Here is a 22,787-nt window from a genome sequence, read left to right on the forward strand (position 1 = left end):
TGATAAAGCAAGGGAAGTACTTTGACTATAGCTGTGATAGGCGCGGGCATTGCCGGCGCGGCTTGTGCTAGTGAGCTAGTGAAGCAGGGCCTTGATGTTGTGGTATTTGACAAAGGCCGCAGCGCCGGGGGCCGTATGAGCAGTAAACGAACGCCTGACGGCTATCTTGACTTAGGTGCGCAATATTTTACGGCACGCGCTGCAGCATTTAAGCGCCAGTGCGAAAATTGGCTGACCCTGGGTGTTGTTACGCCCTGGCAGGGTCGATTAGCTATTTATGAAAACGGCACATTGTGCGCTTCACCCGATCAGACAACAAGATATATTGGCTTACCATCTATGCAGAAGCCGGTACAGCAATTGTTGCAGCAGGTTAAGCTGAACAGCCCATGCCGCGTAGACACGATTAAATATGATGGTACACATTGGCAGCTTTATAGCGATGAGCAGCATCTTGGCCATTTTAGCCAGTTGGTAATTGCCTTGCCACAGCAGCAGGCGGCCATGTTGCTAGCTGAGCACCTACTACAGCAACCACAACTGCAGGCGCTGTTTAACGCCGAAGCTTTGCTACCGTGCTGGTCGGTGAATATTGAACTTGATGCGGCAACATCGGTGCCCTTTGATGGCATTTTTGTCAAAGGTGACAATGCCATTAGCTGGTTAGCCCGGCAAAGCAGCAAAACCGGTCGAGCCCCCGGGGAGCACTGGCTTGTGCATTTTTCAGCTGCTTTTTCACAATTGCACCTGGAAGCTGACGCAGCACAAATTAGTAAAGTGGCCGTCGCTGAGTTGCAGCGGATGCTGGGCGATGACATCAGTGTTGTGCAAACCTTGTGTCACCGCTGGCGCTATGCGCAGCAAGCGCCAGATTATCCGGTGCATAGTCATATTTATCGTACAGATTTATCACTGGGGTTGTGTGGTGATTGGCTCAATGGTGGTCGGGTTGAAAACGCATGGTTAAGTGGTTATCAATTGGCAAGGGCATTAAGTTATGACTAAATCGGTATTAGTTATTGGTGGCAGTGGCGGTATTGGTTCTGCGCTGGCACAGCATTACGCGGCCGCCGCATCAGTAGTTACTGTGATCAGCAGGCAAAAAGCACCAACTCAAAACAGCTGGCATTGGTTTGAAGACACCTTACAAAGCCCAGCACACAGCGCACAGTGTGTGCAGCTGGCACTAGAACAGCGACCTGAGGTCATATTTATTTGCAATGGTGTACTACATGACGCCGCGGCTATGCCAGAAAAAACCATTCGACAGTTAGATACGGCAATACTTATGCAACGATTGCACGCTAATGTCGCGGTACCTGCACAATACCTGCAATTATTATTTAGCTATATCACCAAAACGGCAAGCATAAAGGTTGTGGTACTTAGCGCTAAGGTGGGGAGTATCACTGATAATGCGCTTGGTGGCTGGTACAGTTATCGTATGAGTAAGGCTGCGTTGAATATGTTGGTGAAAAACATCAGTATTGAAGTGCGCCGGCTAAACCCGGGTGCGGTAGTGGTAAGTGTGCATCCTGGCACAACAAACACCGCAATGTCTGAACCATTTCAAACGAATTTACCGCCGGGGCAACTACAAAGTGCAGACAATACCGCAGAGCGCCTGGCGCAGGTTGTAGCCGCTGTGCAGCCTGAACAAAGCGGTAAGCTATTAAATTGGGATGCCAAAGCCTTACCGTTTTAACGTTGGATATAAAATGTGGCTATGTTAAGGCTGAATAGTTAAGCACAATCGGTTTGCCCTAAACTAACGGTTGAAACCCTGGATGGGCTGAAACGAGCCCCCAGGGAGGGGTTACGGCGTGTTAGTGTGGGCAAACCGATGGTATCTTCAACCTTAACTGTTTAGCATTACCTATGGTTTTATTGCGTTAGCTTGGATGTATTTCATCGGCAGCGTGCTCGTCTGGGGCTTCGTTTTCCAATTTATGTAATTTTTGCTCCAGGCGTTTGGGCGAACCGGTGTTGCGCGCGAAAACCATATAAGTTACTGGTACTACATATATCGTCATTAATGTTGCCAGCGCCACGCCAGAAAATATCACCATACCAATTACCATACGGCTTTCCGAACCTGGCCCACTGGCCAAAATAAGCGGAATACTGCTCATTGCTGTTGTAAACGCGGTCATCACAATAGGCCGTAAACGTTGCGTAGCCGCTTGCTGTATCGCCGTGGTAAAGGCCACACCCGAATCACGTAACTGGTTAGCAAACTCGACAATAAGAATACCGTTTTTAGCGACAAGGCCTATCAGCATCACCAGGCCTATCTGGCTATAAATATTCAGCGTCATACCGCTAAAATATAAGCCGGATAGGGCGCCGACCAAGCCAAGTGGTACGGTAATTAAAATAACCAGCGGATGGATAAAACTCTCAAACTGAGCCGCCAACACCAGGTAAGTGATGAGTAACGCCAGCACAAATACCATCAGTGTTGAGCTACCACTTTCCTGATACAGCAATGATTCGCCTTTGTAATCAATGCCTACAGTGTCTTGTATTTCGGTATGCACAATATGTTCTAAGTATTCCAGCGCTTCGCCGAGGCTGTAGCCTGGCGCCATGCTGGCGGTAAGCGTAATACTGCGCATGCGGTTGTAGCGGTTTAGGCTTGATGAAGTCGCTTCCTCACGCAATGTTACCAGGTTGTCTAATGGTATCAGCTGGCCCGACGTTTCAGAGCGGATATACACGTTTGTAATGCTACCCGGTGCGGTAAAATCGTCATCCTTACCTTCAATGATAACATCGTATTCTTTACCCCGATCAAGGAAGGTAGTTACTCGCCGCCCACCAAGCATTGCTTCAAGAGAGCGCCCTATGGCACCAACGGATATACCTAAATCACCTGCACGTTCAGTGTCAATCTCAACAAGTACCTGTGGCACTGTCTCTTTATAATCGTGATCTAGCATTAAAATATTTGGGTTTTCAGCGGCTTTTTCCAGCACAATGTCTCGCCAGCGCGCCAGTTCTTCATAAGTATTGCCCTGCAACACAAACTGAATGGGTCGGCCACCACCACCACCACCACCACCTAAGCCACTGCGCATAAACGTAAATGCGCGTACATCAGGGATTTCATTTAATTTTTTGCCAACTTCACCCATTAATTCACTGGTGCGGCGCTTACCATTATGCCAGTTTTCAGTACCAACAATCGCAACACCACCACTGTTACCCCAACCCGGTACCCGGACTAACAGCCGGTTAAACTCACCTTGTTGATAGTAAGGCATCAACACATCTTCAATCAGGCGCATATTGCGGCTGTTGCTTGCATAGCTGGCACCTTCTGCCGGGCTCATCATCACAAAAAATGTACCCCGGTCTTCGCTTGGTGCCAGTTCACTTGGTAGCATCTTAACGAGCAGGTAGCTGGCAACAAAGCACAACGCCACAACGATCATCACCGGCCAGCGGGTGGCGCAGACGACTTCTAATTGACGACGGTATGCGTTTTCCAATTTATGAAAAGCCGCATGTAGCCAAAGGCCAAGCTTACTCTCGCGTTTTTGATGGGTGAGTAATTTGCTGCACAGCATGGGAGATAACGTCAGTGCCGTGACACTGGAAAATGCGACGGCGGCGGCAATGGCCAGCGCAAATTCGGTGAAGAGTTTTCCCAACTGGCCTTGCATAAAGACTAATGGCACAAATACCGATATTAATACCAGCGTTGTGGCCACTACAGCAAAGCCGACTTCACGAGCACCACGATAAGAGGCTACCATTGGATGCTCGCCCAGTTCAATGCGGCGGTATATATTTTCCAGCACAACAATGGAATCATCTACGACCAGACCAATGGCTAAAACCATCGCCAGCAAAGTGAGTAAGTTGACGGAGAAATCCAGTGCAAATAACACGGTAACGGCGGCAACCAGAGCAACCGGCACCGTAACGGCCGGAATAAAGGTGGCGCGAATATTACCCAAAAATAAGAAAATAACGATGATAACCAACACCATAGCAATGCCTAGGGTGTTGTATACCTCTTTGATGGACTCAGCGATAAAGAGTGATGAATCGTAACCGGGTTCAATGGTTGTGCCTTGAGGCAGCGTTTCTTTTATGCGTTCCATCTCTGCGCGGGCAGCACGCACCACCTCAAGGGTATTGGCTTTTGATTGCTTAATAATACCAATACCAAGTAAGTTTTTGCCGTCACCGCGGAATTCACTTTCTTCATTTTCAGCCGTTAGTAGCACCTCAGCAACTTCACCTAAGCGCACCAGATAGTTGTTATTGCCGCGCTTTATCACCAGACGGCGAAAATCTTGTTGCGTTTTATAGGCTCGCACCACGCGAACGGTGAAATCACGATCGGTAGATTTAATATTACCGGCAGGTAACTCTACGTTTTCTGCCCGCAATACGCTTTCTATATCCTGTACCGTAACACCACGCGATGCCATGGCATCGCGGTTTAGCCAAATACGCATGGCATAATCACGTGCGCCACCCAGCTGTAAGCGGGCTACACCATCGACCACAGAAAAGCGTTCAACAATATATCGGTCTGCATAGTCGGTAAGCTCCAGTGACGACATGTTTTCACTGTTAAGCACAAACCAGGCAATGGTGTCTTCGTCATCACTTGCTTTTGACACTTCTGGTGGATCTGCTTGATCGGGTAAGTTATTCAGCGCACGTGAAACACGATCGCGTACGTCGTTAGCAGCAGAATCAATATCTCGTTCAACATTAAATTCAATGGTAATGTTAGAACGGCCATTGCGGCTGGTGGAGTTGATATTTTTGATACCCTCTACACCACTTATACGATCTTCCAGAAGCTGGGTAATTTTTGATTCGACTATTTCAGCTGATGCACCCGGATAATTCGTGCTGATACTGACAATAGGGGTATCAATGTCCGGGTATTCCCTTAGGGGCAACATCGTAAAGCAAACGATGCCAAATACTACCAGCAGTAAGTTTACAACAGTGGCAAAAACCGGGCGTTTAACAGAGGTGTCAGATAGCCACATAATCAGCCCCCGACACGATTAATAGTAACGCCAGAGCGCAGTTTCTGAATGCCTTCAACCACCACTTCATCGCCTTCTTCCAAGCCGCCTATTATTTCGACCCAACCAGGTATGCGTTGACCAATAGTTACTTCAACTTGCTGGACGGTATTGTCAGCACTTACTTTATACACAAATTGTTTTTGCTGCTGAGGGACCAGTGCTTTTTCAGAGATTTGTTTCGCTACATGTTGTTCCAACACCAGATTTACGTTTAGTAGCATGCCAGGGCGCAAGCGTAAATCATCATTGGGCAAAGTGCCGTGCACGGTAACGGTGCGAGTTAATGGGTCTAGTCGGGTATCTATTGCACTGACGGTGCCAGCAAAACGCACATCACCATAGGCTGCATTAGTTACTGTTAATGGCATACCCACTTTAATCTCGGCCAAATAATGTTCAGCCACACTAAAAGCAACTCGCAAAACAGCTAAATCATCAAGGGTGGTAATGGCCGTACCAGTGTTGATATAAGCACCCTGGCTAACCTGTCGTAACCCCAGGTAGCCATCAAAGGGCGCTGTAATTGTCATTTCTGCTAACTGTGCGGTGGCAATATCCAGTTGGGCTAATGTCGTATTAACCTTGGTTTGTTGTTCATCCAGCATTTGCTGCGCGGTAGCTTGAGTGGTTGCTAAGTTTTTCAGACGGTCTAACTGACGCTTTTGGTCTACCAGTATACCTTGTAGCTCAGTAACCCGAGCGCGCTCTTCCACATCGTGCAAGCGGGCAATAACTTCGTCGCGTTTAACTAATTTGCCTTCACGTATATTAAGCTCGGTAATAAAGTCACTGGTAGGCGACGTTAAGGTAATGGAGTTGTTTGCAATGCCAGTACCTAGCGAGCTGATACTGCGGATCATGGCTTTGGTTTCCACTTTTGCAGTACTTACTGCTACGGCTGCGCCGCCACGACGTCCATCAACTTTTTGGCTTGGCACCCAGTACAAATAGGCAACAAACACCAGCAAGATGATCAGAATTAGCCAAATTAATTTTGAATGCAATTTTGCCACAGTAACCCCAAATAAACGACGATATAAAACCCTGCGTTATTGTATGGAAGAAACAGCGATTTAGATTTCCTATTATCGCAGTCACTCCGGCGTTGGTCGCGTAAGCACACTTGAACTGCAGATCAATTAGGCACAATATAGAACCTTAATGGTGAATAACCAGCCTAAATACAGATTTCACTGGGGAAATAATATGCCTGATAGCACGGTTGGATTTGCGCCAATAAGGGTTCAAGGTGCTGCAAGTCGTGGTGGCGCTAGCTTAATGTTGGGCAGCTCTGTGGTTATGTTGCTATTTATATTAAGTTTGATTTTGGTAGAGCAGTTGCAGCCGTGGCAAGGTTTGGTGTTTGTTGGAGCTGGCTTAGGTATGTTTGCTGGATGGGCTAAATTATCCGAACCAGAATACTTTTTGCAGTTTGACTCTGACGGTGTGCGCTACCAACACCGGCGTGGAAGCTGGCTGTTGCCCTGGGACTGTTTTTTATACAGTGGTATACCGCAATTTAATCAACAATCTCTTGGTTTTATTGGATTTAACGTTACAGACTATGATGGTTTTTTACAGCATTTGCCACTGAGATTAGCAGTTCGTATTATGACGGAGCAACGGGCGTTATATATTGAGGCTGTGCGACAGGGTTGTGCGGGTGGACAATGCGCCAGTGAAATGCTGGCTGAAGTAGCAAACTTTAGCACCAAGCATATGCAATATAATGGCATAAAAGCCGCATTTGCTCATCGCATGCAACGTCTTTCTAATGCGACAGGGTTTGACGTTTTTATTCCCGTTAGTTTTAATGAAACAGAAGCACAACAGTTGTGTCGGCAAATTAATCAAACCAGACTACAATTAACTCAGAATACAGCAACCTAGACACTCTGTGCGGTCTGTATCATAATAATGGCAATATTACATGTTACGCAGGGCAGTTGATGAATAATTACGAAAAAGCATTTTTGGTAAGTGGTCGTAATACTTTGATCCATAAAAATAAAAAAATGGATCTTGTAGTGGTCAATGACGATAACGACCCTAATATCGTCGTAACGCGCCATGGTGTAAAGCTGTTTACCGAAGCGGTGCCTACGAACCGTGCAGAAGCAAAAGAACGTTACATGGAGGTAGTTGATATCTCCAGCTCAGACGTGTTTGGTGAAGCTAAGACGCTGTTGTTTATCCAAGCTATCAATAATAAAGAATATAAAGTGGATTACAGTAAAACAGGAACAGATCTGTTTATTCGCATCCATCAGGAAAATTATATTTAAATTTTCCGGATAAATAGCCCTGTTACACTTTTCAGGGCTTGCCTTTAGCCAGGTTATTTGTTTCAGTAGGGTTGCTTTAACGTAGTAACCAAAAGTGTGAATAATATGCAATTTACCGAGCACAATAATAGTATAAAAATAACGGTGCCAGTAACGCTTGCGCCGCTAAGTGCGCAGGACGTGAATACTCAGCTACAAGCGGCAGGCTATGGTCGATGCCTGGTTATTCAAGAACAAATTACTAATCTGCTGGTGGAATATCAGCAAATCCAGCAAAAAATCAAAGAAAAACTTCAGCCCGAAGGCGCATTACTTTCTTATCGTGTAGCCGAAAAGCGAGATGCCGAGCTTAGTTTTGACATCACTGAAGATAAAATGTCAGCGGCAGCAATCATTACAGCAGCCTGGGGCGGCGCACCAATGTCTGCCAATGCTTTGGTTAAGGCAGCACAAGAAGCCAGCATAGTATTTGGTTTCAGTAAAGACCACATTATTAAACTTGTCACCCACGCCAGTAAAGCTGACTCCGGCAGCAAAGTTAAACTACTCGTTGCGCGGGGGCGTGCCGTTGTGCATGGACAAAACTCACGTTTTGAACCATTAATTCCCGAAATGCAAAGCCGGCGCAATAAGCCGCTGGTGCAAACTGAAGACAAAGCTGATTTACGTGACTTTGGTGTGATTCCAGCAGTACGTGCGGGGGACAACTTGATGCGTCGCCACCCGCCAACAGCGGGGGTTGATGGCATGCTGGTCGATGGCAGTCTTATCCCCGCTAATCCAGGGCAAGTTATTGAATGGCAAATGGCTGAAGGTAGCGAGCTATCAGCTGCTGACAATGAATTGCTGATTGCTGCGCGTGATGGTTTGCCACGTGTTGTTGATAATGGTGCTACCGTTGATGAAGTTTTTACGGTAAAAAATGTGGATCTGTCAACCGGGCATATTATCTTTAAAGGCTCAGTTGTCATTAACGGTGATGTTACCGAAGGTATGAAGGTTATTGCTGGTGGTAACGTGTTTATAAAGGGCTTTGTTGAAGGCACGTTGATTGAGGCCGGTGGTGATATCAACGTTGGTGGCTCGATTATCGGTCACCAAATCCCCAGTGCTGAAAAAGACAGTGAATATAGCACTGAATTAAAGGCTAAGGGTGATATTCAATGCAACATCGCCCAGTATGCCAGACTTAGTTGCGACGGCAACATATACGTTAACAAGCAACTTATGCATTGTGCCGTAGCGGCAGCAAAAGTGTATGCGGGGCCAGAAGATAATCCCAACGGCAAAGTTATTGGGGGTTATTTTTATCTGGATTACGGTATTTATACCGGAAACCTTGGCGCGCCATCAAGTAGTAATATTCTGATCGAGCTTAATCGCATGATAGATCCGATTGCAGAAAAGCAAGAGGTATTGCGTGCCAGTGTGAGTGCAGCAAAAAAAGATATGCAGGACATTCGTGAGCAACTGGAGAAATTAAAGAAAATTGAAGGTAACGCCCAGATTGAACTTCGCAAGCAGGAGTTACAGCAGGCGTTTGAGGATAACCGGAATGTGGCGATGGCCCTGATTGAGGATATCAAGCAGTTAGAGTCGCAGCGCCGGGAAAAGTTAGACCAGACGTTGATCGTGGTGCGTCAGCAGTTATTTTCTGCAGTAGTTGTGCATTTTGGCACTGATCATATTCGCAGTCGCCGTGAGTATGGCCCATCAAAAATAATGCTTGTTGACAACAGCCCTGCAATAGAACCGTTTTTATGATGTTGTTTTCGACAATTGCCAATGTTTGTGCGGCATACGCTAAAGCTTTCGTTTGGATAGTGTCGTAAGCTCTAGCGACGTGTTGGTGTTGGAGCCTGTGGTATGAAATCCTATATTTATCTGCTTGCCATGGTGTTTGCTACGCCATCGGTATGGGCTGCTGAATGCAATATGGCGTTTACCCATGGTGTGCTTATTGCGCCAGAACACATCCGTATACTGCAAAATAACCGCACCCATGTGCAAATAAGTGGTGACACACAACTGTTTATCCGAGGCGAATGGATTAACTTATCTGCCGAAGAGTCCCTGTTATTGCAGCAGTATAGCCATGGTTTACGCAAGTTTGTGCCAGAGATAGTCAGTATTGCTGTTGATGGTGTTGAACTGGGTTTGTCTAGCATTGAAGCCATGTTTACAGGTATTGGTAGTAAATCGCAGCAGGCTGAATGGCGAGAGTTGGTGCGAGAAACGACATTTCAGTGGATGTCACGTTTTGTGCGTACAAATGAACACTTTTATTTGGCGCCTCAAAGTTTGAAAGAGCTTGATTATTTTTTGCATGCCGAACTTAAACCACAACTAGATAACTTAGCACGGCGCACAGTAGGGGCAGTTTGGGGCGCATTGCGAGATGCGTTACGCCATTCTGATAGTAACTTTGAACGCAGCGATAACCAGGAGTGGCAATCTGTTGGTCACTTAGTCGATAAAATAAATTTGGGCCTGGATGCCAAAGCGGTAGAGCTTGAAGAGAAATCCGCTTTGTTTTGTCAGCGTATGCAAGAGCTGGATGAAATAGAACAGCAGCTGCAGCAACGTTTACCCGCGTTAAAGCCTTACGATGTTGTTGCAGAAAAAGACTAATACCTATTTTGTGTAAGCAGGCGTAGCATTACACTACGCCATATTCCTCGCCCAATACCGGCGGCATGGCATTGTCCACTTCATCGTTAATGGCGTCGAGCGTTTTTTCGGCTTCATCTAGCGAGCTGACTTCGGCTACATGAAACAAAGCTTCGCCTTCGTTTACCAATGGTAAGTTGTTTCTGCCAATAACAATACCTGCAAAGCTGGCATGTACCGCAACTTCAAAATCGGAGTAGGGTGAGTAGATATGTGCCAGAACGTCACCGGGCTTCACTGTTTGGCCCAGGCTAACATAATAGCGTGCTATGCCATCGTGTTCGGCTCTTACCCAGCTACTTTTTTTCGAGAATAACGATTTCGTGTTTGGGCGTTTCCGGCCAGCTCTTAACATGCCCAAATCCGTCATTACATTGAGTATTCCGCGTACGCCAACATTTATAGCCTGCTCGTCAAAGCGCAGCGCTTCTCCGGCTTCATAAAGTAATATTGGAATACCGAGGTTGTTTGCCGTGCCGCGCATTGTACCGTCCCGGCTGGCCGCTTTAATGATAATGGGGGCATTGAACATTTCTGCCATGCGCAGTGCTATTTTATCCTTAGCGCTGGCACGCACCTGGGGCAGATTAGCGCGGTGAATCGCACCGGTGTGCAAATCTATGGCATGGGTGCATTTGCGCAAAAATTGCTCAGTAAACTGACAAGCCATTCGGCTACCCAGTGAGCCTTTTTCACTGCCTGGGAAACATCGGTTTAAATCACGCCGGTCTGGCAGATAGCGGGACTGTTGTACAAAGCCGTAAGTATTCACAATAGGCACTACAACCAATGTGCCTTTTAACTGGCTCAGGCGGGGAAGTTTTAGCAGGCGGCGGCATATCTCCACGCCGTTAATTTCATCGCCATGAAGTGCAGCCGTAACCAGTAAAATAGGGCCAGCTTTTTGACCATGCACAACATGAGCACCAATATTCAGTTCGGTATGGGTATACAACTTGCCAAAGGGAATATCAACAACCGCGCGGCTGCCGGGTGGAATGCTGCTGTTACCCAATATAAACGGGGCTCGGTTGCCGGTCTGCATTAGCCAGTTCCTTTGGTATTAAGTTTACGTTTGGTTTTATGGGCAGCCACTTTTTGCTCCAAAAACGCAATGGTCAAATCAGCAATATTCTTATCTGTTGCCGCTTCAATACCTTCAAGCCCGGGTGAACTGTTAACTTCCATCACCACTGGCCCATGATTTGAGCGCAGTAAGTCTACGCCGGCAACATTTAACCCCATGGTTTTCGCGGCGCGAATGGCCGTGCTGCGTTCATCTTTACTCAGGCGCACAGTTGATGCAGTACCTCCCCGGTGCAGGTTTGACCGGAATTCACCTGCTTTAGCCTGCCGTTTCATCGCCGCAATCACTTTATTACCGACTACAAAACAACGGATATCGGCGCCGTTAGCTTCGCGGATATATTCTTGTACCAGTATGTTGGCGTTTAAACCCATAAAGGCTTCAATCACACTCTCTGCTGCAGTACGGGTTTCCGCCAGCACAACCCCAATGCCCTGGGTGCCTTCCAGTAATTTTATCACCAGCGGCGCACCGCCCACCATCTCAATAAGATCGGGAATATCGCCTGGCTTATCTGCAAAACCCGTTACGGGTAAGCCAATACCCTGGCGCGCTAGCAGCTGCAGGCTGCGCAGTTTGTCCCGTGCACGGCTAATCGCCACAGACTCGTTAAGGGTATAAACACCCATCATTTCAAATTGGCGCAGCACCGCGGTACCATAAAAGGTGATAGAGGCACCAATACGTGGGATAACCGCATCAAAGCCTTCCAGCGCTTCACCTTTATGGTGAATTGATGATTTGATTTGATTCACATTGATGTAGCAGGTTAGGGGGTCGACCACCTGAACCTGATGGCCACGGTTTGTTGCTGCTTCAACCAAGCGTTTGGTGGAATACAGCTCTGCATTGCGCGATAAAATCGCAATTTTCATGCGCTCTCCGATAAGCGATAAGTCTATTTGCTATTGTAAAATTGTCTGGCGCTGGTAGCAGCAAGAATACTGCTACCAGCATGAAATAATTGCGTTGCTTTTTCAGGCCATTAAGAATAGAGAGCCTAAACCGAGAAAGGCAAAAAAGCCAACGACGTCTGTCACTGTGGTAAGAATAACTGAACCGGAGAGGGCAGGATCAATATCCATTTTCTCCAGCCAAATCGGGATCATCACCCCTGATATAGCTGCGGCGACAATATTAATGACGATGGCTAAACCAATTACGCCGCCAATAATTAAATCACCAAACCAAAAATAGGTAATGGCGGCAATAACCAGCGCCCATAACAGGCCATTAATGGCCCCAACACCCAATTCTTTTCGCAGTAATGTCATGTACGTTTTGGGGGTGATTTGTTCCAGCGCCAGGCCCCGGATCATTAACGTAAGTGTTTGGCTGCCTGCTATACCGCCCATACTGGCGACAATTGGCATTAATACGGCCAGAGCGACGACTTGTTGTAAGGTCGCTTCAAATAAGCCAATGGTCCAGGCGGCAAGAAATGCGGTTAACAGGTTAATCCCCAACCAAAGTGCCCGGCGTTTTGCACTGTTAAAAATCGGTGCAAACAAATCTTCTTCTTCGTCCAAACCTGCTGTATGCATAAACTGGCTTTCAAGGCTTCTGCGCACGTTTTCCAAAGCTTCACCAATCGACAGACGTCCCAGTAGCTTGCCGTTTGAGTCTATTACCGCTAAGGCGGTGTAGCCCGAGCGTGAGACAATATCTGAGCCTTGATCCAAATCCATCTCCCCCTCTACCAGCGGTGCTTCTTTATCTATCACCGTTTCAACCGGTAAGTGGCTGCCAAGGCCTAACAATTGGGTCGCATGCACTAAGCCAACGTAGCGGCCTGTGCGATCGACGACAAATAAAGCATCGTGATATTCAGCGTCTTCTGCCAACTGACGGAATAAACGAATGGCGTCCCGCACCTTGGCGTTTTTGTTGATAATGAGCATATCGTGATCAGCGTAACGGCCGCACTGATCTTCATCATATCCTAAGGCGGTGTCCAGCCAACGGCGCTGACTTTCGTCAAGGCGTGAGCAGGCGTAGTCGTATATTCTCTGTGGAAGTTCGTCTAGCAATTCAATCAGATCATCAACTTCCATGCCCTCAACTAAAGAGCGCAGTTGTTGTTCGTCTAATTGTTTAAAAATGTTATCACGGGCATCAACCCGCATATAGGTTAAGGCAGCAATCTGGTCATCAGGATGTAAGCTCAGCCAGGTGCTCACCCGCTGTTCAACCGGCATTGCTTCTAAAGCAATAGCAATTTCCTCCGGTTCTAACTGGCTTAATTTATCCGTCAGTTGTTCCGCTTCGTTCTCATCAAAGCTGTCGCGAACAATTTCTTCAATATCCAGCGGTTGGTTATCAGCCATCTACTACTCCCTAGCCCGGGTGGTATTACCACCAGCCGCGTATTTTAAACCAAATCAAACCGGCAATGCCGCCTAACGCCATCAAAATTAACACAATAAAATAGGCATTGGCTATTTGTAGTTCAGGCATGTACACAAAGTTCATGCCGTAAATGCCGGCTATAAAGGTCAGCGGTATAAAAATGGTGCTGACAATGGTCAATACTTTCATACGTTCATTAATTTGATGTGAAGTAGTAGAAATATAACCCTCTACCAAGTCACTGAGTTGATCGTAGTATAAATCTGTCATGCTGTGCAGGCGTTCAAATTTTTCATAGAAGTCGCGTACATCTGTGGCGCTAAAATGCCGCAACAGCGGATTCTGCTCTTCATAAAAAGCGTCAGCAAAAATATCTTTTTGATAGGCCAGATTACGGTTAATTTTTCTTAGTACTGAGCGGTAGCGCATAATTCGCGCCATCTGTTCATCTGTGCCTCGTTGTAGCATACCATCTTCAAGTTCACTTTGTTCTTCTTCAAAGTTAATCAGTTTTTCCAGATAACTTGCAGACACTGTTAAAATTAGATGTTTAATCCACTCGGCAATATCAGCGCTTTGTGTTGTCTTAATTTGCGGTTTAAGTTGGCTAAGTAAACTGGCGTTATGACAGTAAATCCGGCTGATTAATACCTGCTTAGAGTACAATAAATTTACCTGCGCACTGCCGCTATACTCGCTAAAATCGACGTCGGCATATCCCCGCAAAATAAGCAGCGTAAAATGAGTTTCTGCTTCCAGTTTTGGTGGGTGGCGTTGGCGGCCAAAGTCTTCTGCTAAAGTAGGTGCAATAGCAAAATGCTGCAGTATCGTCTGTTGCTCATCACTGCTGGCGTCATTCAGGTTTATCCATAAACGCGCGTCAGCCGGTAACTGGGTGGGCAACTGATTAAATGTTATTGGCTGCCATTGCTGGGTTTCTGGCTCATAATAGTTTAATGAAATCATATTGTTTCTCTGGCAAAGGCCTATAGTCCACAGCATACCTATAAATGCGCGCAAGGGGCAAATATCAGGTGCTACATCGCACTAAAATTGCAAGGTAACGCAACAGCTTATAAGCTAGAGTGTGATGTAATGCTATAAACCTATAAAAGGACTGACATGTTTAAAGACATATTAACTTTCTGGTTTAGCGATATTGAACCCAAACAGTGGTGGGTGAAGGATGCCGCTTTTGATACGTTAATTACCCAGCGTTTTTCCTCGGTGTTAGAACAGGCTGCAGCCGGTGAGTTATACCTATGGCGTAGTAGTCCTCAGGGACGGTTAGCAGAGATAATTGTGTTAGACCAGTTCTCACGTAACATTCATCGCGATTCGCCCGCTGCGTTTGCTCAGGATGCAATGGCATTGGTATTGGCGCAAGAGGCAGTGGCGGCTCATGCACTGCTTGGGCTAAATACGGATGAGCGCAATTTTTTGTTGATGCCTTATATGCATAGTGAATCGCGCGCTATTCATCAGCAAGCTGAGGTATTATTTAAAAACTATGCGCCAGAGAATAACTACCAATTTGAACTTAAGCATAAAGCTATTATCGACCGCTTTGGCCGTTATCCGCACCGCAATAGTATTTTAGGGCGTAGTTCAACCGCTGAAGAGTTAGCGTTTTTACAGCAACCGGGTTCAGGTTTTTAATGCAAAGAAGCCGGTGATAACACCGGCTTCTTATTACCCTGCAAAGCAATTATGCTTGTGTTGCAGCAATATACTCGTCTACTAACTGCTCCAGCACATCCAATGGCACAGCGCCGTTTTTCAAAACCACATCGTGAAAGGCGCGGATATCAAATTTATCACCTAACGTAGTTTTGGCTTTTTCGCGCAGCTCAATCAGTTTAATCATGCCAATTTTGTAGGCGGTAGCCTGTGATGGCATAACAATATAACGCTCGATGGCTTTTTCAATAGCGGTTGCGGTATTGGGGGTGTTATCCAGTAAATATTGAATAGCGTCTTCACGACTCCACTTTTTAGCATGAATGCCGGTGTCTACCACTAAGCGACAGGCCCGCCAAAGTTCCATTGCCAAACGGCCGAAGTCAGAGTACGGGTCTTGATACAGGCCAATTTCTTTTGGTAACAGCTCGGTATATAACCCCCAGCCTTCAATATAGGCGGTATAGCCACCAAAGCGGCGGAATTTGGGCATATCTTCCAGCTCTTGAGCGATAGCCAATTGCATATGATGGCCAGGGATCCCCTCATGATAAGCCAAGGCTTCCAGTTCATACTTTGGCATGTCACTCATACGATACAGGTTAGCGTAGTATATGCCTGGGCGTGAGCCATCCATTGAAGGTGACTGATAAAATGCCTTGCCGGCAGTTTTTTCTCTAAACGGCTCCACGGCTTTAACAATCATCGGGGCTTTGGGTTTTACCAAAAATAACGTGTCTAACTGGGTGCGCATATGGTCGATAACCGCGGTGGCCTGCGTCAGATATTCAGCTTTGCCTTCCTCTGTTTCTGGGTAATAAAACTGCGGGTCGGTTTGCATAAAGGTAAAAAAGGCATGCAAGTCACCGTCGAAGCCGGTTTTTTGCATAATAGCGCGCATTTCATCATGTATGCGGGCAACATCGTCTAAGCCAATTTGATGAATTTGCTCTGCGGTTAATTCGGTGGTAGTGGTGTCTTTTAATTTGGCATTATAAAACGCCGCGCCGTCTTTAAATCGCCATACGCCATCTATGCTACTGGCTTGTTGCTCAAGGCCTTGTAAATATTTAATCAGCGCGCTGTAGGCCGGCTTAATACTGGTCAGCAGAGCCACTTTAGCCTCGTCGATCAGTAATTTTTGACTCGCGTCATCAAGTGACAGCGCGGCAACTTTTTTTGTGAAATCAGCTAGCAAGGTGCTGTCTTCGCCCTCTTCAAAGGGCGCGCCTTTAATCACATTTTCGCTGGCAGAAATAACATGTGGAAATACAAATTTCGGCGCAATAATGCCGGCTTCTGCGCGTTGCTGTAATTGATGCTGTAACTGGCTAAACAAAGTAGGTACCGCGTTTAAACGGGCAATATAGGCTTTGGCATCACTCTCGTTGCTGATTGTATGCTGGTTAATAAGCAATGAAGGCACCTGTGAGTGCGTACCAAACATTTGGTTAACCGGGTAGCTGTACAAGCGCCATTTCGCCTCGTCAAGGTCTTGCTGCAGGTTGCGCTGCATCAGTAAGTAACTGACGCGGGTATTGTCATCCAGCTTGGTAACGTCTATTGCTTCTAACATAACCAAATGTTGGCGTGTTAGCTCAAGCCCGGCTTCAAAGTGAGCGTCAGATAAATCCTGCCACTTGTCGTAATCATCTTTTATGCCCAGCCGGGTTTGTTGCACCGGATTACGTTTAACGCCAGCCATAAAAATTTGTTCGAACAGCGCATTGGCTTTGTCTGACTCGCTTTGTTGCTGAACTGCAACCGCTGTTTGGGTTGGGGTGGCGGTTTGTTGTGGGCCGCAACCAGCAAGCAGTGCAGCACTAATGGCTAGCGGTAAAGCTAACTGACGCACGGAGAGTGACTTCATGGATATTCCCTTTTTTATCTTTATTGTAATGATTTTATTCTACGTCACTGCTTCAATATGAAAAGGTCAGCTGTCGCAGCGAATGGTTAATCAACCTAGATAAACAGGGTCAGTAAGTCATTTAAGTAACGTGCACCTTTGTCAGTAATTTGCCAGTGGCTGTCACTTACGCTAAGCAGGCCTTTATGTTCTGCTTCTGTTATCGCTTGTTCTATGGCGCTAAGTGGCAAGCCGGTGTAAGCGATAAAGTCTGCTTTTGGGCAGGGTTCCAGCAACCGAAAGCGGTTCATAAAGAACTCAAAGGGTCTGTCATCACAGTCTACTGGTTCCCGGCTATCTAAATAACCGCGACTGATATCCATATAGCCTTTGGGATGCTTAATTTTTACCGTGCGTAAGATAGCATTACGTGAGGGCAGGGTAATTTTACCGTGTGCACCACAGCCAATACCTAAATAATCACCGTAGCGCCAGTAGTTTAGGTTGTGCTGACATTGCTGTCCGGCTTTGGCATAAGCTGAAATTTCGTATTGCTGATAACCATGCTGTTGTAACAGTGCAAGGCCCTGCTGCTGAATATCCCACAGTGTATCATCTGGTGGTAACACGGGCGGGCGGGAAGCAAACGCGGTGTTAGGCTCAATGGTCAGTTGATACCAGGACAAGTGCGGTGGAGCCAGATCGATTGCCTGTTGTAAGTCAGCCAGGGCACCACTGATATCTTGTTGTGGCAAACCGTGCATTAAATCCAGATTAAAGCTTTGTAATGGTAATTTTTTTGCCAATTGAGCCGCAAAAATGGCCTCTTTGCTATCATGGATCCGGCCTAAGGCTTTAAGTTGAGCCGTTTGAAAGCTCTGTACACCAATAGAAAACCGCGTTACCCCCGCGCTGACGTAACCGGCAAAGCGCTCCGCCTCAACCGTGCCGGGGTTGGCTTCCATCGTAACTTCCATATTGGCATCGCAGGTTAAGCGTTGCTTTACACCCTGAAGTATTTGGCTAATACCGTTGGCACTAAATACACTTGGTGTGCCACCACCAATAAAAATACTGCTAAGGCTACGCCCGGCAACAAGGGCAAGATCTTGATCTAAGTCTGCCAACAAATGGGCAATATATTCCTGCTCTGGAATGCCTTGTTTTACCGCATGCGAGTTAAAGTCGCAGTAAGGACATTTCTGAATACACCACGGAATATGAATGTAGAGCGCCAGTGGCGGTAACTGCAAGGCCACTGCGTTATCCTTTTAGTTTGAGCAAGGGTAACAATTGGCTTAACGCTATGGCGCGGTGGCTTAGTTGTTGTTTACGTTCAGCAGGCAGTTGTGCACTGGTGCAACCTTCATCTGGTAAAAAAAACACCGGGTCGTAGCCAAAACCCGCGCTTCCAGCCGGTGCACGGGTAATATAGCCACGCCATACCCCATGACATACCAATGGCGTGGGGTCTTCAGCATGGCGCATATAGACGAGTACGCAGTGAAATTGTGCACCGCGCTGTGCATCGGGTACTTTTTCAAGCGCACTAAGCAGTTTAACAATATTATCGTTATCACTGGCCGCTTCGCCGGCATAACGCGCCGAATAAATCCCAGGTGCGCCTGCGAGTGCATCTACTGCCAGGCCGGAGTCGTCGGCAATAGCGGGCAGGCCGGTCGTCAATGCGGCATGGCGCGCTTTGATAATGGCATTTTCAATAAAGGTTAAGCCAGTTTCATCGGCATCGGTTACGCCCAGTTCTGTTTGCGGCACTATCGTTAACTGCAAAGGTGCTAATAACTGAGACAGTTCAGCGACCTTACCTTTATTACCGGTAGCAAGTACAATTTTTTGTGTCATAAAGCGTTATTAATCTACGTAAAAGGTTTGATCAAACATCAGTTGCTGCGTTTCGCTGCTATTGCTAATAGAAATAGTGAAAGTGAAACGTTGCTCATGGCGAAATGGCAGCTGGGCCAGATAATAGACTGCCGAGCCTTCGGTAACTTCAGTAAACTCCAAAGTGCGCTGACGGCCTTGTAAATCTTTGGCAATACCAGAAATAGTAACCTGTTGTGCCTGTTTAGATTCGGTATCCAACACTGAAATATTGATGACGCCGTTATATTTACTGCGTTGCAGTTTGTATTGCTGGGCAATTTCTGGCGTAAGAAGCGGTGCAGGAAAAGCAATATAGTGTACATCCCAGTTGCCCAGTTGTTTTTTCTGCTCAGCGTCGGCGTTAAAACTCAGGCTAAGTACGAGTAAACAGACTGTGATAAATATTTTCATAATGAGCTCCGTGCTGTGGTGGATGTTGACTACTAAGTATAGTGTTTTAGTTCGCCAGCAGGTTTTTTATTAATTCAGGTAACTGCTGCGGAGTGCGGATCAATACCGTCTTATGTCTACCCAACTGGCCTTTTTCAATTTCAACATCACTTTTAGCCACGTTAAAACACATGGCTAAATACTTTTGTAAGTGGCTATTAGCTTTACCGTCAACCGGCGGGGCGGTAATGGCGACTTTGATTTCATCGCCATGTAAGCCTACCCAGTTATCTCGACTGGCTTTGGGCTGAACATATAGCATAAGCCTTAGGTTGCCATCCGATGTTAACACACAGCTTAAAATGGCGGGATCCAGCCTTGTGTCAGTTTGTTTAATACATTCAATGCAATAATGACGATTAAAACGGATAAATCTAATCCCGCTATCGGCGGAATAATGCGTCGTACCGGGCGTAATACTGGCTCAGTCAACTGATGCATTAAATATTCTATGGGGTTATTTCCCTGACTAAACCAGCTCATAATGGCGCGAATAATCAAGATCCAGAAAAACAGTGTCAGCGCTTCACGAATCAGTAATGGTATGGCCATAATCATTAAATTAACGATGAATACCTGGCCAAAAGCGAGGTATCGTAAGCAAATTGATTGCGCAATAACCAAAACCAGCGCTAAAAATACCGATGCAGTGTCTATTTTACCTATGCTTGGTAAAATACGACGCAGCGGGATTATTAATGGATTGGTGGCTTTAACCACAAATTGGCTAAGTGGGTTGTAAAAATCAGCCCGTGCCCATTGAAGCCAAATGCGCAATAGCACAACCATAAGATATAAACTAAAAGCGGTATTGATTAAAAATATCAACGCTTGCATCGGGCTCTCCTGTTAAAACGCGACATGCTACAGACTTTTTGCCATTTCTTGCGCGCGCTTAATAGCGGCATACATGGCGTCAGAAACCATTTTTTCAAGCCCTTGCTCAGCAAAAGTAGTTACCGCTTCATGGGTTGTGCCGCCTTTTGATGTTACCTGCGCGCGTAGCTCGGCAAAACTATGATCGCTTTGCAGCGCCATGGTCGCAGCACCCAGAGCTGTTTGTGCGACCATCTTTTTCGCCTGCTCTGGCGCAAAGCCTAATTCTTCTGCCACTTGCTGCATCGCCTGCATAAAAAAGAAAAAGTAGGCGGGTGAGCTGCCGGTAACGGCAATAATATGGTCAATTTGGCTTTCTTGCTCTAGCCATACTGTCATGCCAGTACCTGCAAAAACATGATCAACAAAGGCTTTTTCGTAGTTGGAACAGCCACTTGGAAATAGCCCTGTTACCCCTAAAGACACTAATGAGGGGGTATTTGGCATGGCTCTAACAAAACGAACTTTACCAAGCCATTGCTGGTAGCGAACAACAGGAATACCTGCCGCCAAGGTAACGAAGAGTTTTTCGCTAATTTCCGGTGCCGCTAAAATTAAGGCCTCACATACGTCTTGCATCATCTGAGGTTTAACGGCCAATACAATAACATCGGCTTTTTTGGCCGCTTCAACATTATCTAATGTGGTTTCAATCGCATAGTCGGCATGTAAAGCGCTAAGTTTAGGCTGGCTTCTGTTGGCTGCAATAATATTGCTTGCCGGGTAGCCTGCGCTAATCATCGATGCGATAACACATCTGGCCATATTGCCAGCACCAATAAAGGCGACGGTATTGTCATTCATTTGTTGGTTCATTCCTTCTTATAATCCCTTGCGCCAAAAATAGCCGTACCTAATCGTATCATAGTTGCACCATATCTCAGAGCCAAAGGCCAATCGTCAGACATACCCATCGATAATTCAGTCGCCGAAGGATAGTGCTGTTGTAAGCTGGCGGACAACGCCTGCATAGCTGCAAATGCTTGTTGTTGCTCTATTTCTGGCTTACCTGGCGCCGGAATGGCCATTAAGCCTTTTAAACACAACTGGGGTAGCGCGGCGATTTGTTCAGCCAGTTGCAGCATTGTCGCTGGCGCAATACCTGATTTACTGCCTTCATCACTAATATTAATTTGTATTAGCACATTTAACGCGGGCATTTGCTCAGGGCGCTGTTCTGACAGTCGCTGAGCAATTTTAATTCGGTCAATGCTGTGAACCCAATGCGCATGTTCAGCAACCAATTTGGTTTTATTCGATTGCAAAGGCCCGATAAAATGCCAAATAAGGCCAGCGAGGTCTGTGGCATCGCGCGCTTTTTCGGCCAGTTCTTGTGGATAATTTTCCGCAAAATGCCGATGTCCTGCAGCAAAAGCACAGCGAATATCAGCTAGTGGTTTTGTTTTACTAACGGCGATCAATTGTACAGTGTCTGTTTGACGTGACAGCAACTGACAATTTTCGTCAATCTTGTGATAGGCGAGGCTGAGTTGTTCTGCTATGTTATTCATATTAACTGGCAACGTGGAGTAGAAATTGTCATGGATATTACCGAATTATTAGCCTTTAGTGTGCAACATAAAGCATCAGATTTACACCTTTCTGCAGGTGTGCCGCCCCTTATCCGGGTAGACGGCGATGTGCGTAAGTTAAACATTCCGCCCTTGTCGCATAAAGATGTACATGCATTAGTGTACGAGATTATGACGGACAAACAGCGCAAAGAATACGAAGAAAACCTGGAATCGGATTTTTCGTTCGAAGTGCCTGATTTAGCCCGCTTCCGGGTAAATGCCTTTGTAACAAATCGCGGTGCAGCGGCAGTATTTCGTACCATCCCCAGTGAAGTATTGTCATTGGATGATTTGGGTGCGCCGGATATTTTTAAAACGATCTCTGAAAACCCACGCGGTTTAGTGTTAGTTACCGGGCCTACTGGTTCGGGTAAATCTACCACGCTGGCGGCAATGATTGATTACATTAATACCATGCGCCACGATCACATTTTAACCATTGAAGATCCTATCGAATTTGTGCACAACAATAAGCTTTGCCTGATAAATCAGCGCGAAGTGCACCGCGATACACACAGTTTTAGTAACGCCTTGCGCTCTGCACTGCGTGAAGATCCCGATGTTATTCTGGTAGGTGAATTACGGGATTTAGAAACCATTCGTTTGGCAATGACCGCGGCCGAAACGGGCCACCTGGTGTTTGGTACACTGCACACCACCTCAGCGCCGAAGACCATTGACCGTATTATTGACGTGTTTCCGGGTGAAGAAAAAGACATGGTGCGTTCTATGTTATCTGAATCACTACGTGCCGTTATTTCACAAACCCTGTTGAAGAAAGTGGGTGGTGGCCGTATTGCCGCGCACGAAATTATGGTGGGATTGCCCGCCATTCGTAACCTTATTCGTGAAGACAAAATTGCACAGATGTATTCCGTTATTCAAACTGGGGCGGCTCATGGTATGCAAACCATGGATCAATGTTTACTCAATCTGGTTAATCGCGGTTTAGTGTCGCAAAAAGATGCGGCTACCAAAGCGCAGGATAAGAATACGTTTGGCGCCATGGGCAGGATGTAA

The 22,787-nt window shown here is 46.5% G+C and carries 22 protein-coding genes; 8 read left to right on the forward strand and 14 right to left on the reverse strand.

The genetic code is table 11. The features are described from left to right. The first annotated feature begins 21 nt into the window (after positions 1–21). Positions 22–1,005 (forward strand): NAD(P)/FAD-dependent oxidoreductase, encoded by a 984-nt coding sequence (locus ORJ00_RS01165; protein ID WP_306138735.1) that lies wholly within the window; start codon positions 22–24, stop codon positions 1,003–1,005. After that, a complete protein-coding gene (locus ORJ00_RS01170; protein ID WP_306138736.1) occupies positions 998–1,705 on the forward strand; it encodes an SDR family NAD(P)-dependent oxidoreductase in 708 nt (235 codons plus the stop codon). The genes ORJ00_RS01165 and ORJ00_RS01170 overlap by 8 nt, the downstream gene beginning before the upstream one ends. 187 nt (positions 1,706–1,892) lie before the next feature. Here the strand turns inward: ORJ00_RS01170 and ORJ00_RS01175 are convergent, their stop codons facing one another. Together ORJ00_RS01175 and ORJ00_RS01180 are read right to left on the reverse strand one after the other, a co-directional pair. Continuing rightward, positions 1,893–5,021 (reverse strand): efflux RND transporter permease subunit, encoded by a 3,129-nt coding sequence (locus tag ORJ00_RS01175; protein ID WP_306138737.1) that lies wholly within the window; start codon positions 5,019–5,021, stop codon positions 1,893–1,895. A 2-nt stretch (positions 5,022–5,023) separates the two neighbouring features. After that, the gene (locus tag ORJ00_RS01180; protein ID WP_027669633.1) at positions 5,024–6,076 is read right to left on the reverse strand and encodes an efflux RND transporter periplasmic adaptor subunit; all 1,053 of its coding nucleotides are present in this window, start codon (positions 6,074–6,076) and stop codon (positions 5,024–5,026) included. Positions 6,077–6,269: 193 nt separating this feature from the next. On the opposite strand from ORJ00_RS01180, the gene ORJ00_RS01185 reads away from it, so the two are divergent. From ORJ00_RS01185 to ORJ00_RS01200, 4 genes are all read left to right on the forward strand, one after another. Continuing rightward, positions 6,270–6,953, forward strand: a complete 684-nt coding sequence (locus ORJ00_RS01185) for a DUF2982 domain-containing protein (protein WP_306138738.1) — start codon at positions 6,270–6,272, stop codon at positions 6,951–6,953. Positions 6,954–7,012: 59 nt separating this feature from the next. Next, positions 7,013–7,348, forward strand: coding sequence for a hypothetical protein (locus ORJ00_RS01190; protein ID WP_306125228.1), 336 nt, complete (start codon positions 7,013–7,015; stop codon positions 7,346–7,348). 105 nt (positions 7,349–7,453) lie between these two features. Then, complete coding sequence (locus ORJ00_RS01195) at positions 7,454–9,112, forward strand: flagellar assembly protein A (protein WP_306138739.1); 1,659 nt, start codon at positions 7,454–7,456, stop codon at positions 9,110–9,112. Between the two features lie 102 nt (positions 9,113–9,214). Then, on the forward strand, positions 9,215–9,979 hold the full coding sequence (locus ORJ00_RS01200) for a DUF2884 family protein (protein ID WP_027669629.1): 765 nt from the start codon (positions 9,215–9,217) through the stop codon (positions 9,977–9,979). 28 nt (positions 9,980–10,007) lie between these two features. Here the strand turns inward: ORJ00_RS01200 and ORJ00_RS01205 are convergent, their stop codons facing one another. The 4 genes from ORJ00_RS01205 to ORJ00_RS01220 all read right to left on the reverse strand — a co-directional run bounded on the left by ORJ00_RS01205 (position 10,008) and on the right by ORJ00_RS01220 (position 14,420). Then, positions 10,008–11,063, reverse strand: coding sequence for a succinylglutamate desuccinylase/aspartoacylase family protein (locus tag ORJ00_RS01205; protein WP_027669628.1), 1,056 nt, complete (start codon positions 11,061–11,063; stop codon positions 10,008–10,010). Continuing rightward, the gene (gene rimK, locus ORJ00_RS01210; RefSeq protein ID WP_027669627.1) at positions 11,063–11,980 is read right to left on the reverse strand and encodes a 30S ribosomal protein S6--L-glutamate ligase; all 918 of its coding nucleotides are present in this window, start codon (positions 11,978–11,980) and stop codon (positions 11,063–11,065) included. The genes ORJ00_RS01205 and rimK overlap by 1 nt, the downstream gene beginning before the upstream one ends. Positions 11,981–12,082: 102 nt before the next feature. Continuing rightward, positions 12,083–13,432 carry a magnesium transporter gene (gene mgtE, locus ORJ00_RS01215; RefSeq protein ID WP_027669626.1) on the reverse strand — a complete coding sequence of 450 codons (1,350 nt, stop codon included), beginning with the start codon at positions 13,430–13,432 and terminating at the stop codon, positions 12,083–12,085. A 25-nt stretch (positions 13,433–13,457) separates the two neighbouring features. Next, complete coding sequence (locus ORJ00_RS01220) at positions 13,458–14,420, reverse strand: magnesium transporter CorA family protein (RefSeq protein ID WP_027669625.1); 963 nt, start codon at positions 14,418–14,420, stop codon at positions 13,458–13,460. A 156-nt stretch (positions 14,421–14,576) separates the two neighbouring features. On the opposite strand from ORJ00_RS01220, the gene ORJ00_RS01225 reads away from it, so the two are divergent. Further along, entirely contained in the window at positions 14,577–15,113 is a 537-nt protein-coding gene (locus tag ORJ00_RS01225) for a DUF924 family protein (protein ID WP_027669624.1), read from the forward strand. Positions 15,114–15,162: 49 nt separating this feature from the next. On the opposite strand, the gene ORJ00_RS01230 is transcribed toward ORJ00_RS01225, so the two are convergent. The 8 genes from ORJ00_RS01230 to ORJ00_RS01265 all read right to left on the reverse strand — a co-directional run bounded on the left by ORJ00_RS01230 (position 15,163) and on the right by ORJ00_RS01265 (position 21,704). Further along, positions 15,163–17,004 (reverse strand): DUF885 domain-containing protein, encoded by a 1,842-nt coding sequence (locus ORJ00_RS01230; RefSeq protein ID WP_305973163.1) that lies wholly within the window; start codon positions 17,002–17,004, stop codon positions 15,163–15,165. A gap of 95 nt (positions 17,005–17,099) precedes the next feature. Further along, entirely contained in the window at positions 17,100–18,242 is a 1,143-nt protein-coding gene (hemW, locus tag ORJ00_RS01235; RefSeq protein ID WP_306125231.1) for a radical SAM family heme chaperone HemW, read from the reverse strand. A gap of 4 nt (positions 18,243–18,246) precedes the next feature. Further along, positions 18,247–18,846, reverse strand: a complete 600-nt coding sequence (gene rdgB / locus ORJ00_RS01240; RefSeq protein WP_027669621.1) for an RdgB/HAM1 family non-canonical purine NTP pyrophosphatase — start codon at positions 18,844–18,846, stop codon at positions 18,247–18,249. A 9-nt stretch (positions 18,847–18,855) separates the two neighbouring features. Then, positions 18,856–19,278 carry a DUF4426 domain-containing protein gene (locus ORJ00_RS01245; protein WP_027669620.1) on the reverse strand — a complete coding sequence of 141 codons (423 nt, stop codon included), beginning with the start codon at positions 19,276–19,278 and terminating at the stop codon, positions 18,856–18,858. A gap of 46 nt (positions 19,279–19,324) precedes the next feature. Then, entirely contained in the window at positions 19,325–19,609 is a 285-nt protein-coding gene (gene yggU / locus ORJ00_RS01250) for a DUF167 family protein YggU (protein WP_306138740.1), read from the reverse strand. Positions 19,610–19,614: 5 nt separating this feature from the next. Then, positions 19,615–20,154 (reverse strand): YggT family protein, encoded by a 540-nt coding sequence (locus ORJ00_RS01255; RefSeq protein WP_027669618.1) that lies wholly within the window; start codon positions 20,152–20,154, stop codon positions 19,615–19,617. 27 nt (positions 20,155–20,181) lie between these two features. Further along, on the reverse strand, positions 20,182–20,997 hold the full coding sequence (proC, locus tag ORJ00_RS01260; RefSeq protein WP_306136920.1) for a pyrroline-5-carboxylate reductase: 816 nt from the start codon (positions 20,995–20,997) through the stop codon (positions 20,182–20,184). 8 nt (positions 20,998–21,005) lie between these two features. Beyond that, positions 21,006–21,704 carry a YggS family pyridoxal phosphate-dependent enzyme gene (locus tag ORJ00_RS01265; protein WP_305973169.1) on the reverse strand — a complete coding sequence of 233 codons (699 nt, stop codon included), beginning with the start codon at positions 21,702–21,704 and terminating at the stop codon, positions 21,006–21,008. Positions 21,705–21,734: 30 nt separating this feature from the next. Between ORJ00_RS01265 and ORJ00_RS01270 the strand changes: the two genes are divergently transcribed. After that, the gene (locus tag ORJ00_RS01270) at positions 21,735–22,787 is read left to right on the forward strand and encodes a type IV pilus twitching motility protein PilT (RefSeq protein ID WP_305973171.1); all 1,053 of its coding nucleotides are present in this window, start codon (positions 21,735–21,737) and stop codon (positions 22,785–22,787) included.

The sequence above is a fragment of the Rheinheimera baltica genome, from assembly GCF_030731985.1.
Taxonomy (GTDB): domain Bacteria; phylum Pseudomonadota; class Gammaproteobacteria; order Enterobacterales; family Alteromonadaceae; genus Alishewanella; species Alishewanella baltica.